General features: G+C 72.4%; 11 protein-coding genes. 7 read left to right on the top strand and 4 right to left on the bottom strand.

Features of this window, described 5'->3' with window-relative positions:
- The first annotated feature begins 25 nt into the window (after nt 1–25).
- Nucleotides 26–760 carry an arylamine N-acetyltransferase family protein gene (locus BJY16_RS38305; protein WP_185044421.1) on the top strand — a complete coding sequence of 245 codons (735 nt, stop codon included), beginning with the start codon at nt 26–28 and terminating at the stop codon, nt 758–760.
- Nucleotides 761–777: 17 nt separating this feature from the next.
- Here BJY16_RS38305 and BJY16_RS38300 read toward each other — a convergent pair whose 3' ends face one another.
- Both BJY16_RS38300 and BJY16_RS38295 read right to left on the bottom strand, forming a co-directional pair.
- Complete coding sequence (locus BJY16_RS38300) at nt 778–2892, bottom strand: calcium-binding protein (protein WP_185044420.1); 2115 nt, start codon at nt 2890–2892, stop codon at nt 778–780.
- On the bottom strand, nt 2892–4853 hold the full coding sequence (locus BJY16_RS38295) for a fibronectin type III domain-containing protein (protein WP_185044419.1): 1962 nt from the start codon (nt 4851–4853) through the stop codon (nt 2892–2894). The genes BJY16_RS38300 and BJY16_RS38295 overlap by 1 nt, the downstream gene beginning before the upstream one ends.
- Before the next feature lie 259 nt (nt 4854–5112).
- On the opposite strand from BJY16_RS38295, the gene BJY16_RS38290 reads away from it, so the two are divergent.
- A complete protein-coding gene (locus BJY16_RS38290) occupies nt 5113–7149 on the top strand; it encodes a cellulose binding domain-containing protein (RefSeq protein ID WP_185044418.1) in 2037 nt (678 codons plus the stop codon).
- A gap of 300 nt (nt 7150–7449) precedes the next feature.
- On the opposite strand, the gene BJY16_RS38285 is transcribed toward BJY16_RS38290, so the two are convergent.
- A complete protein-coding gene (locus BJY16_RS38285; RefSeq protein ID WP_185044417.1) occupies nt 7450–7848 on the bottom strand; it encodes a hypothetical protein in 399 nt (132 codons plus the stop codon).
- Between the two features lie 438 nt (nt 7849–8286).
- Between BJY16_RS38285 and BJY16_RS38280 the strand changes: the two genes are divergently transcribed.
- The 5 genes from BJY16_RS38280 to BJY16_RS38260 are packed head-to-tail and all read left to right on the top strand — an operon-like array spanning nt 8287 to nt 11919.
- A complete protein-coding gene (locus BJY16_RS38280) occupies nt 8287–8964 on the top strand; it encodes a hypothetical protein (protein ID WP_185044416.1) in 678 nt (225 codons plus the stop codon).
- Nucleotides 8961–9293: a winged helix-turn-helix domain-containing protein gene (locus tag BJY16_RS38275; RefSeq protein ID WP_185044415.1), complete on the top strand. Its 333-nt coding sequence runs from the start codon at nt 8961–8963 to the stop codon at nt 9291–9293. The genes BJY16_RS38280 and BJY16_RS38275 overlap by 4 nt, the downstream gene beginning before the upstream one ends.
- 25 nt (nt 9294–9318) lie before the next feature.
- Nucleotides 9319–9801: a VOC family protein gene (locus tag BJY16_RS38270; protein WP_185044414.1), complete on the top strand. Its 483-nt coding sequence runs from the start codon at nt 9319–9321 to the stop codon at nt 9799–9801.
- Nucleotides 9802–9832: 31 nt separating this feature from the next.
- Nucleotides 9833–10558 carry a hypothetical protein gene (locus BJY16_RS38265; RefSeq protein WP_185044413.1) on the top strand — a complete coding sequence of 242 codons (726 nt, stop codon included), beginning with the start codon at nt 9833–9835 and terminating at the stop codon, nt 10556–10558.
- Nucleotides 10558–11919: a bifunctional 3-(3-hydroxy-phenyl)propionate/3-hydroxycinnamic acid hydroxylase gene (locus tag BJY16_RS38260; protein WP_185044412.1), complete on the top strand. Its 1362-nt coding sequence runs from the start codon at nt 10558–10560 to the stop codon at nt 11917–11919. The genes BJY16_RS38265 and BJY16_RS38260 overlap by 1 nt, the downstream gene beginning before the upstream one ends.
- A gap of 27 nt (nt 11920–11946) precedes the next feature.
- On the opposite strand, the gene BJY16_RS38255 is transcribed toward BJY16_RS38260, so the two are convergent.
- A complete protein-coding gene (locus BJY16_RS38255; RefSeq protein WP_185044411.1) occupies nt 11947–12387 on the bottom strand; it encodes a hypothetical protein in 441 nt (146 codons plus the stop codon).
- Between the last annotated feature and the right edge of the window lie 57 nt (nt 12388–12444).

Raw genomic sequence — 12444 nt, 5'->3', positions numbered from 1 at the left:
TCGTTGTCAACGTAGGCTTCCCGCCGTGGACGTGATCGCATACCTGGACCGGATCGGCGTCCCGCGCGACGCCACGCTGCCCGAGCTCACCGTGGCGCACCAGACCGCGGTGCCCTTCGAGAACCTGAGCATCCACCTCGGCGAGACCATCTCGCTCGACCCGGACGACCTGTTCGACAAGATCGTGCGCCGCCGCCGCGGCGGCTTCTGCTACGAGCTCAACGGCCTGTTCGCGCTGCTGCTGGAGGAGCTCGGGCACACCGTCGACCGGGTCGCCTGCCGGGTGCACCGCGGCGACGGCCGGTTCGGCCCGCTCTTCGACCACCTGGCCCTGATCGTCGACGGCGAGTGGCTGGTCGACGTCGGCTTCGGCCGGCACAGCTCGTATCCGCTGCGCCTGAACGACCGCGGCGACCAGACCGACCCGGGCGGCGTCTTCCGCCTGACCGACACGGACCAGGGCGACGTGGTGGTGCACCGCGACGGCTCGCCGCAGTACCAGCTGGAGCGCCGCCCCCGCCCGCTGACCGATTTCGAGCCCACCTGCTGGTGGCAGCAGACCTGGCCGGAGTCCCACTTCCGCAAGAACCCGGTGTGCACCCGCCTGGACGGCGCGGACCGGCTCACGCTCAGCGGCCGCACGCTGATCCGCACCGTCGCCGGCGAGCGCGCCGAGACCGTCCTGGAGTCGGACGAGGCGCTGCTCAGCGCGTACAAGACCCACTTCGGCATCGAGCTGGACCGGATCCCGTCGCTCTAGATCCGCTGTTCCCGAGATCAGGCGCCGGCCGGGAGCAGAGTGAACCGCGGGAAGTTCGACTGACCGCTGAGCTGTCCGTCCTTGGTGGTGTAGGAGCCGTCGGCCTGCACGTAGTAGACGCGTTCCCGGCCGATCCTGTCGTACATGTAGATGCCGACCACCCGCCATTGGCCCGGCGTGGTGGATTTGGGCAGCCGGCCGACCATCTCCCATACGCCGTCCTCACCGGCCGGTGCGACCGGGTCGAGCCGGCTCTGCGCGCCGTCGGTCCGGTAGTCGACGAAGATGCTCCTGATGCCGCTCAGGTCGTCACCGGCCCGGATCCGCAGCCGCACGGTGCGCTCGGCGCTGTTGTCGGCCGAGGTGGCGCCGACGTACTCGCCCCAGCTCATGTCGACGGTCGGGCGGTTGCGGTCGGAGACGCCGCTGACGGTCAGCGCGGCGATACCGGTCAGATCCTGCGCCGGGACGCTGCGCTGCCGGCCGCTGCGGTCGAGCAGGGTGAGAGCGCTGACCCGCCAGGTGCCGGCCGGGAGGTACGCGGGAACGGTTCCGCTGATCTCCCAGGTGCCGGCGGTGGCCGTACCGGCGACCAGCTGGGTGCCGTTGAGCGGCACGGCCGGCGCGTCCAGCCCGGCGCCGTCGAGGGTGGCGGTCACCTTGGCGGCGCCGCTCAGGTCGTCGGTGACCGGGACGCGCAGCCGCACCGTACGATCCGCGCTGTTGTCGATCTCGGTGGCCGTGGCCCACACGGCGCGGGCCGGATCCGCGACCGGCGCCTGGGCGTCCGCGGCCCCGGTGACCTTCAGCGGGGGCAGCGCCAGCGTCCCGGTCTGCACGTTGTACCCGTCGACCGTGGTGTACAGGGTGAACGCCCCGCCGGCCTGCACGGTGTAGCGGCTGTACCGGTGGACCCGGTCCTGCAGGTACACCTCGGACAGCGTCCAGTCGCCGGTGGCCGACAACGCCGGCAGCGTGCCGTGCATCTCGAACTCGCCATTGTGCAGCTCGCCCGAGACGAGTTCGGCGGCGTGGAAACCGACCGTCAGCGCCGGCGCGCCGGAGTCCGGGCCGCGGAACGTGACCTGGACGTACGTCATGCCGCTGCGATCGTCGGTGACCTTCGCCCGCAGCCGCAGCACGGTGTCCGCGGCGTTGTCGGCCGCCGGTTCGGTGACCCAGCGCAGCGACGTCAGGTCCAGCCGGGGCGCCCGCAGGTCGGTGCACCGGTCGCCGGACGTGTCGTTGTTGTCGGCCACGCAGTTGTTCAGCCCGGGACCGCCCTCGACCACGTCGTCACCGGCACCACCGTCCATCCGGTCGTCGCCCAGCCCGCCGTCCAGGTCGTCGTCGCCGTCGCCGCCGGCCGCCGTGTCGTCGCCGGCACCGCCCCGGACCGCGTCGTCGCCGGCGCCCCCGGTCAGGACGTCGTTGCCGCCGCCACCGTTGACGCCGTCCCCGCCGCTGCCGCCGTCCACGGTGTCGCCGCCGTCCCCGCCGTCGACCCGGTCACCGCCCTCGCCGCCGTCGATCCGGTCGTCGCCGCCGTTCCCGGCGATCACGTCCCCGCCGGCGCCGCCGGTCACCGTGTCGTTGCCGGCCCCGCCCTGGACCGTGTCCGGGCCCGGCCCGCCGTCGGCCGTGTCGGCGCCGTCCCCGCCGATCACCCGGTCGCCCGCGGTGACCGGGTCCGGCTCGTCGGCCGGGCTGCCACCGCTGACCGTGTCGTCACCGGCGCCGCCGTCGACCAGATCGGCGCCGCCGCCCCCGTCCACGGTGTCCCCGCCGTCGTCGCCGCGCACCTGATCGTTGCCGGCACCACCGGCCACCTTGTCGTTGCCGGGGCCACCGACCACGGTGTCGGCGCCGTCCTCGCCGTCGAGGTCGTCGTCGCCGTCCCCGCCGTCCAGGACGTCCTTGCCGCCACCACCCTTGATCACGTCGTTGCCCCCGAGCCCGCAGATCACGTCGTAGCCGTGGGTGCCGAACAGGTGGTCGTTGCCGACCGTCCCGACGACGGTGCACGCCTTGCCGGTCGACGAGAGCGGCTTGCCACCGGCCGACGCGGGCCCGGCCGGGACCGTCAGGAGGACGGCGGTGACGACGGCGAGCGCACTACGCGTGACGTGCATCAGCTCTTCACCTTGACCTTGTCCGCGGTGGACGGGGCGGAGACGCCGGCGGCATTCACGGCTCGCACCCGGACGGTGTAGGTCCGTCCCGCCTTGAGGCCTTTCACGGTGCAGCTGCGGCCGGTCGCCGGCGCGGTGCAGCGGACCGTCAGGGATCCGGACTTCAGCTCGGCGCGGTAGCCGGTGATCGCGGTGCCGCCGGTGTCGGCGGGGGGCGTCCAGCGCACGGTGATCCGCTTGTGCGACGAGGTTGCGTCGACCGAGCGGGGTGCGCCGGGCACCGCCCACACCGTCGCCGCCGCCCGTACCGCCTCGGGGCTGATGCCGGCCGCGTTCTCGGCGGTCACGGCGACGTACAACCGGACCCCGGCGGTGAGGCCGGTGAGCACGCAGGAGTTCCGCCCGCCGGTCGCCGTGCAGCCGGCGACCTGGGTGGTCCCGGCGGCGGTCCGGTAGGCGCGGGCGGTGTAGCCGGTGACCGGAGAGCCTCCGTCGGATGCCGGGCCGGCCCACGTCACGGTGATCTTGCGGACCCCGGGGGTGAGCCGGATGGCGCGCGGCGCGGCCGGCGGATCTCCCGACGGCTCGTCCGGTGAGGGCTCCGCCCCGGTGGGGCTCACCGACGGTTGCGCCGGGATGCCCGGAATCGGGGTGGACGGGGCAGAGGGGGTGGGGTCCGGTGTCGCGGACGGTGCGGTATCGGGAGCCGGAACCGTCGGGCTGGGTGTGGGCGACGCGACGGCCCGCACCTCGACCCGGCCTCCGGGCGCGCCCTCGCCCAGCGCGTTCACCGCGCTCACCGCGACGTGGTAGACCCCACCGGCGACCAGATCGTCGATCGTGCAGCTGGTCATCGCGGTTTCGCAGGAGGCCAGCGCGGCGTCGCCGGCAGCCGACTGGTAGACCCGTACCCGGTAGCCGGTGACCGGCGAGCCGCCGTCGTCCGCCGGTGCCTGCCACCGCGTCATGACGGTGCCGTCCCCACCGGTCCCGGTCACCGTGCGCGGCGCCCCGGGCGCGGATCTCCCGGTCGGCGTCGACGGCCGGTGGTAGTAGGCGGCTCCGGCCAGTTCGGCCCCCGGGCCGAGGTCGGGAGCCTGCACCCGGACCCCGCCGTCCACCAAGGAAACCGTCACGCGCTGATGCACCGCGCCGCCGGTGACCAGGTCCAGCCCGGTGCTGACGGCGGCCGCCGGGGTGGTGCCGGCCGCGGTGAAATACCCGCCGGGCAGGAACAGGTCGATGAAGTTGCGGACCGCGGAGCCGGTCGCGTCCAGCTGCGGGTTGCCGAGAACTCCGAGGGTCAGGGGTGGCTGCGCGGCCTGGTCGTAGATCGGCAATCCGGACCGGGCCTGCGCGTTGGTGGCCAGGTGGGCGCCGTCCAGTGCGGTGGCGTACGCCCCGGCGAAGCCGTCCAGATCCTGGGTCCGGCCCTCGAACCGGTACGTCGTCGGGTCCGCCGTCGTGTCGGTGTCGCCGCAGGACAGCCCGGCCGTGCAGTCCGCGTCACCGGTCCACGCCACCGGGGTGGGCCGCCCGGTGAGGGTGAGCGTGTACTTCCCGTTCGACACGGTGCGGGACATCGAGAAGCCCGCCGCCGTGACGTTGCTGAACCGGGGGACGAACGGTCCGGTCCGGATCACCAGCCGGACCGTGCCACCGGTGACCGTGGCCGGCTGCCCGGCCCAGCCGCCGACCGTCCAGCGCAGCCACTTGCCGTACTCGTCGGTGACCGTCGCCGCGGCGGCGGTCAGCCCCAGCCCGGCCAGCGGGGTCGCCGAGCCGTTGTCCGGGGTGAGCGTCGCTGATTCCACGCAGTAGACCGATTCCGGCGCCGTGCAGCTGCTCGCCCAGCCGGCGGCGGGCAGGTCGTCCGGCGTGTTCGCCAGGACGGCGCCCATCGGCACGGTGGCGGCCAGGGTTCCGGCCGCGGTGAGCACCGCGGCGCGTCGGCTCGGCATCCGGCACTCCGTTCACGTCTGCACTGACGGATCAGAGACATGATCGGCAGCACCGTCGCGATGCTGAGCCGGAGAGCGGTCTCGTGATCCGGCGCCGCATGATGTCCGCCGGAAGGATCACCCGCCGGCCGATCGCGGTTCGCCGGGGTGCTCCCGCTTCGCCGATCCCCGGGTCGGCGGCTGTGGCCATTGACATGGGTCTTTGCGTGGCCGGAATATGGGAGCGCTCCCACCGTCCCCTGTCCCCATGGAGATCGTCATGCATGTTTCACTCCGGCGGCGTGCCGGTGCGGGCGCTGTGGTGCTCGCGCTGGTCAGCGCCGTCGTGGGCGGGCCATCGGCTGCCCGCGCCGCCGCCACCGACGTCCGGGTCGACGTGGACGCCCGGGCCGGGCTGGCCACCGTCGGTGACGCCGCGCTCGGCGTCAACCACGCCATCTGGGACGCGCAGCTGGGCGCACCGGCCGTCGCCGACCGGCTCAAGGACGCCGGCGTGCAGATGGTCCGCTACCCCGGCGGGTCCTACGCCGACATCTATCACTGGGAGACGCACACCGCGCCCGGCGGCTACGTCGCCCCGGACACCGACTTCGACACGTTCATGGCCGGGGCGCGGCGGACGGGCGCCCAGCCGATGATCATCGCGAACTACGGGACCGGGACCGCGGCCGAGGCGGCCGGGTGGGTGCGGTACGCCAACGTCACCAAGGGCTACGGCGCCAAGTACTGGACGATCGGCAACGAGAACTACGGCAACGGGCACTACGGCGCGAACTGGGAGGCCGACGACCACGCCGACAAGAGCCCCAAGGAGTACGCCGCGAACGTCGTCGCCTACGCCGAGGCGATGAAGGCGGTCGACCCGACGATCAAGATCGGCGCGGTGCTCACCATGCCGGGCAACTGGCCGGACGGCATCGTGGCGGCCGGCGACAGCGGCACCTGGAACCAGGAGGTGCTGACCCGGGCCGGCGCCGCGATCGACTTCGTCGACGTGCACTGGTACCCGGGCGGGAGCACGCCGGCCGAGACGCTCGGCAAGTCCGCGCAGATCCAGGACGCGATCTACCTGCTGCGCAAGCAGATCAACCAGTACGCCGGCGCGGGCGCGAGCCGGATCGGGATCAGCATGACCGAGACCAACGTGGACGTCGGGCGCAACACCCAGCCGGGCGCGCTGTTCCTGGCCGACGTCTACAGCGGGCTGCTCGCCCAGGGCGTCTTCACGGTGCAGTGGTGGAACGTGCACAACGGCCCGGACAAGGCCACCACGATCGCCGGGCAGACCGACTTCAACGACTACGGCCTGCTCTCCAGCGGCACCTGCACGCCGGACAACGCGGCCTGCGAGCCGCCGCTGAACACGCCGTTCGCGCCGTACCACGCGCTGGACCTGATGGGTGACTTCGCCCGCCCGGGCGACCAGTTCGTCGGGACCGGGACCGACGACGCGCTGGTCAGCGCGCATGCCGTGCGGCGGGCCACGGGCGACCTGGCGGTGCTGCTGGTCAACAAGGATCCCGACGCGGCGCACACCGTCGCGCTGAACTACCACGGTTTCACGCCGTCCGCGGCGGCGCCGGCGGTCGAGACGTTCACCAACGGCGCGGACGGGCTGACCAGCGGCTCGGCCGGGACCGCCGGGACGCGGACGCTCGCGCCGTACTCGCTGACGCTGGTCACGCTGCACCCGAGTCGTACCGAGAACGCGCCGAAGGCGCCGGCCCGGCCGGAAGCGACCGTGACCGACCGGACCGCGACCATCTCCTGGACTGCTTCCGGCTCCGGGCTGAAGTACGAGGTGTATCGGCAGAACGGCGGCGTCAGTGAGCTGCTCGGCGAGACCACCGGCACGTCGCTGACCGTGCACAACCTGGTGCCGGGCCGCCGCTACACGGTGAATGTGCTGGCCCGGGACGGCGCCGGCCGGCTGTCCGCCGCCTCGCCGCCGCTGACCTTCACCACCGGCAGCCCGGCCACCTCGGCCTGCACGGTGAAGTTCCGGGACACCAACGACTGGGGCAACGGCTACGTCGGCTCGATCGACATCACCAACAACGGGCCGGCCGCGCTCAACGGCTGGACGCTCACCTTCGCCTGGCCGACCGCCTGGCAGAGCCTGAGCAGCGGCTGGAGCGCCACCTGGACGCCGGACAGCCGCACCGTCCGGGTCACCAGCGACGCCACCCTGGCCCCCGGCGCGTCGACGAACGTCGGCTTCGTCGGCAACTACAGCGGCCCGAACGTCCTCCCGGAGTCCTTCACCCTCAACGGCACGGTCTGCACCACCGCGTAGCCGGCTCGCTCCGGTCCGGATCCCGCCCGGGGCCGGACCGGGGCATCAAAGCTCCTCGAAGAGGTCCTCCAGGATCATGCGTGCCCGATCCGGTACGGGTTCTTCGGGAAAGATCTGCGCGCACAGCGCCACCACTTCCTCGGTGTTGCCGAGTCCGAGGCGGTCGACCAGGAATCGAATGTCGTCGGCGTCGCGACGCCGCGCAGCTGTCAGCTACCACGCCGCGGCGGTGCAGCCGGTCACCGAGTCTGCGGAAGGCGTCCGCGATGGCGTTGCGATCGAGAAGTGGATCGTCGCCGTTCATGCCACCTTCAACTCTTGGGCGGCAACAAAAACGCCACGCCGCCGGAAGGCTGCTGGAGCGTGCACGACCGCGTCGGCTCGGGCTGACCTGGTGTTGAACGGGAACCAGAACTGGCGCAACTCTCGCTGGTCGGCCCAATCGGGCGCGGCGTGCCCGTCCTGCGCTGCCAGGTGCTCCGCCAGCGCCGCCAGGAGCACATCCCAGTGCTCGTCGCCGGTGCCTGCGGGCTCCGTCGCCAGCAGCGCACCTCGGACCTCGGCCGGCTCCCAGTGGTACTCCTCCAGGAACTCGGCGATCAGGCGCCATCGCATCGGGTCGTCAATGTCGGTCAGAAGAACTGCCAGACGTTCCAGAGTCATCGGCTCATATCGGGACGACGCGATCGGCTGCTGCACGCTTCGACGGTATAACAGCATGCCGTGAGGGGACCTGACGCCTCGCGCCGCCGAGGCGGCTGCGCCGTAGGGCGTGCGAACTGCGTCAGGCAATCGGCGCGTACCAGTGCGCGCCGGTGAGCAGCATGCGGGTGGCCACACCCCGGTTCCAGCTGGCCCGGATGCCATGCCGGCGCAGGACCGGGAAGACCACGTCGTCCATCAGGTGCTCGACCTCGGCCTGGTAGCGGGCGTGCTTCTGGTCGGTGGGGAGCCTGTCGTAGGTGGCCCGGTCCAGGTCGGCGGGCGGGGAGGCGCGGCCATGCGCTCATGCCGGGACCATGGCACGCGCCGACGCCTCGTGCGGTACCGCCGGACGGGGCGCTCGAGGCGTACCCCAATCCGGTTTTGATGGTGGTCCTACTGGTGGAAATCGGTTTGCTGTGGAAACCTATTGGCATGACCACTGAATCGGTGCCGGCCGGTGGGGATGCCCGGCGGCTGTTGACGGAGGTGCGCGGGCTCACCCAGCGGGTGCGGGCCGACCAGCGGGTCACCTGGCTCGCGCTGTCGGTGCTGGCCGCGGTGACCTTCCTGGGGATCCCGTTCGACTACGTCTTCCTCGACCTCGACTGTGTGCCCGACGGGCCGTGCAAGTTCGACCGGCAGGGCGTGCTGTATTACTGGCCGGTGGCGTTGCTGCTGGCCTACGCGGTGATCGCCTACGGATACACGCGGGTCACCCGGGCCCGGGGGCTGGGCGCCCGGGTGCTGCCCTACGTCTACACCGGTGTCGCCCTGACCGGCGCGTTCCTCGCGGTCTGGATCGCCTGGCGGGTCTACCTGGCGCAGCACCCCGCCGAGCAGCCGTTCCCGTCCTGGGTGATGGTCGCGGACCGGCTGATCGCGCCGTGGGGGGTGATCGGCCTGGCGCTGCTCGTGCTGGCCCGCGTGGAGCGCAACGTCGGCCTGCTGCTGTTCACCGCCGGTTACCTCGCGGTGGTCATGGTGCCGATCGACTTCGGCTGGCAGTGGGGCGGGACGCGGACGATGTTCCTGCCGCCGCAGATCATCGACGGTGTCGTGCTGCTGCTCGGCGCGATCGGTTTCGGCCTGGCCGCGCGGCGGCGGCGATGACCGCCCCGGAGCCGGACGTCGCCCACCCGGTCACCGGGCTGGACGAGGTGGTGCACCAGCGGGTCCGGCTGGGCATCCTGGCGATCGTGCATGAGGCGCGCCGGGCCGAGTTCGGTTACCTGCGCACCCAGCTCGACCTGACCGCCGGGAATCTCTCCAAGCACCTGAGCGTGCTGGAGGCCGCCGGGCTGATCGGCGTGGAGAAGGGCTACGAGGGCAAGCGCGGCCGGACGTGGATCACCCTGACCCCGGCCGGCGGGAGCGCCCTCGCCGACGAGATCGCCCGGCTGAAGGAGCTGATCGCCCGCGTGCACCTGGACAGGAACTGACCGCAATGGTCGCGATGCTGAGTGCATGAAGATCCCGAACGGCAAATCGACAGTAACGCCCTACGTGGCGGCCGAAGGCGCTGACCGTTTCCTCGATTTCGTCGAGGAGGCGTTCGGCGCCGACAAGGCCGTCCGGGTCCGCAACCCGGACGGCACGATCGGGCACGCCGAGATCCGGGTCGGTGACTCGGTCATCATGGCGTTCGACTCGCGCCCGGAGTGGCCGGCGACGCCCGCCTTCCTCAGCGTCTATGTCGACGACGCCGACGCCGTGGTGGCACGGGCCCTCGAAGCCGGTGCCACCCTGGTCACGCCGGTCTTCACCTCCCGGATCATCGGCGACCGGGGTGGCCGGATCAAAGACCCGGCCGGGAACATCTGGTGGATCCAGACGCACCTGGAGGACGTCGACGAGGCCACCATGCTGGAGCGGTTCGCCGACCCGGCCGAGGTGGCCGTGATGCGGGACGCCCAAAGGTCGTTCGATGAGGAGATGCGCGGCCGATGACGTGGTTGCCCGGTCGCTCTATGTTGACCGGGTGGTCACGGTCGCAACGATCGGCTTCTCTGTCGGCGCGCTGCTGGTCGGCGGGGCGGGCATCTTCTTCCTGCTCCATCTGGGCGACCGGCGTGAGGCGCGCACGCTGCGCGAGGTCCACCCGGCACCGATCGGGTCCTGGGACGGTGGCCGGGTGGCGGCCGAGGCCCGCACCGAGTACGGGCACGCCGGGCGCCAGGTCGGCCCGGTCAGCGGCGCCGACTGCACGTGGTACCACGTCCTGCTGGTGCGCGAGCCGAGCCGCCGCTCCTCGGACGACAGCCACGACGTCCTGCTCGACATCACCGCGCCCGGCTGGCCGGCGATCGCCGACGCCAGCGGCCGGATCCCGGTCGACCCGCGCGCGCTGGGCGAGCCGCTGCGCAGCGACCCGGCCCCGATCGAGACCACCCGGGTCTCCTACCGCCGGTCGGCGCCGGTGCGGCTGCCCGCCGTCGTCCCGCCGGACATCGTGGACGGTCTCCGCCAGAGCGAGCGCCTGGAGCTGACCGAGGTCCGGCTGCCGCGCGGCGTCGACGTCTTCGCACTCGGCCGGACCACCGCCGACGGCCTGGTCCCGGCGTATTTCACCACCCGCACCCGGGCCGAGGCGCTGGCCGCCCGGCTCGACGATCTCGCCCTGTCCCGCCGCCTGATCGCCGGTTTCGGCCTGACCGGGCTGCTCCTGGCTGGCGCATCGGTGGTGGTTCTGCGCACCCTGTCCTGATGGAACACGTGCCGGTGGTGATCGTCGGGGCCGGGCCGACCGGGCTGACCGCCGCCCTGATGCTGGCCCGGCGCGGGGTGGAGTGCCTGGTCCTCGACCGTTTCGCCGAGCCCTATCCGCTGCCCCGCGCGGTGCACTTCGACGACGAGGTGTTCCGGATTTTCGCCGGCCTCGGCCTGGCCGACGACCTGCGGCGGATCTCCCGCCCGGCGCCCGGGATGCAGCTGGTCGACCCGCGGATGCGGGTGCTCGCCGAGTTCACCCGGGATCCGGTCGGGCCACACGGTTTCCCGCAGGCCAACATGTTCGACCAGCCGGATCTGGAGCGTCTGCTCCGCGACCGGTTGCGGCAGCAGCCGCGGGCGGCGATCCGCGGCGGCAATGTGGTGCACGACGTCGAGCAACCGCCGTCCGGCCCTGCTCACGTCCGCTACCGATCGGCCGACGGCACCGGGCACACGGTCCTGGCCGATGCCGTGCTGGGCTGCGACGGCGCCAACAGCGTCGTCCGGGAGTGTCTGCGGACCGGCTGGGAGGATCTCGGTTTCCAGCAGACCTGGGTGGTGGTGGACGCGGTGTCGCCGGTGCCCCTCGACACCTACGACGGGGTGCAGCAGGTCTGCGATCCGGTGCGGGCGGCCACCTTCATGCAGGTCACGCCCGGGCGTTACCGCTGGGAGTTCCTGGCCGGCGAGCCGGTCGACGTGCCGTCCCGGATCCGGCCGTGGCTGGGCGCGGTGGACCCGGGGGCGCTGACCGTGCTGCGGCAGACCGAGTACACCTTCCGCGGGGCGGTCGCCGAGACCTGGCAGGACCGGCGGGTCTTCCTGCTCGGTGACGCGGCACATCTGACCCCGCCCTTCATCGGGCAGGGGATGTGCGCCGGGATCCGGGACGCGGCCAACCTGACCTGGAAACTCGCCATGGTGCTGGACGGGCGGGCAGACGAGCGGCTCCTCGCCACGTACGAGCGCGAGCGGAAACCGTACGCGAGGAAACTGATCCGGATGGCGATCCTGATCGGCCGGGTGATGACCGGCGGCACCCTCGGCCGGCTCCTGGTGCGCACCGTGACCAGGCTGCCCGGCGTGGAACGCCGGGCGACGACAGTGGTCTGGCCCGCCTTCGGCCGTGGTCCGCTGGTCGGTCGCGGCGGCGGCCGGCTGTGCCCGGCGACGCTCGATCCGCGGCTCGGTGACGGGTTCGCGCTGCTCGATCCGGGCACGCCCGGGGCGCTGCTCGTCCGCCCGGACCGGATCGTGGCGGCGAAAGGGCGGAGCGCCACCCCGCGGATGCTCGCCGCGGCGGGCATCGCTCCGGTCAACGGCTTCGAGTCGGGTCGCCATGGGCACGGAAGTTAGCCCCGGGGTCCGACAATCCGCGGCCGGTCAGCGGCGGCCGGTGGCCAGCGTCACAAGGAATTGACCGCCGCCGGCATCGACGCTCGCGGTCACCGGCAGGGTGGGCACCAGGCGGGCGAACCGGTCGACCAGCCACTCCGCCGCCGCCTCGGCGTCCTTCCTGCTCGGACAGCGGGCGACCAGCTCGCGGCCGCCCTTGCGCTCGAGGCGCTCGGCAACGGTGATCAGCGGCGCGGGCTCCACCACGTTCAGCCGGTCGGGCCAGGCGATGACCACTTTGACCGCGCCCTTGCGGGTGTTGCAGGCACGGTGCGCGAGCCGCTCGGCGACCTTGGCTTTCCGGTCGGCGGTGCGGCTGTCGACACTCGGGCCACGCGGGTCGTTCACCGACATGCCGGCGTCGACCGGCTCGTCGCACACCCAGCATCGCCAGCCGTCACGCTTGGCCACTTCCTCGAGAGAACTCACCCGAGCAACCTATCGCGTGAGTTTTTGTCGTACCGCTCCGATACAACTTGCGCACCC

It is taken from the genome of Actinoplanes octamycinicus, assembly GCF_014205225.1.
In the GTDB taxonomy this organism is placed as follows: Bacteria; Actinomycetota; Actinomycetes; order Mycobacteriales; family Micromonosporaceae; genus Actinoplanes; species Actinoplanes octamycinicus.
The sequence above is the reverse complement of the archived record's forward strand: the minus strand, read 5'-3'. Positions and strand labels throughout refer to the sequence as shown.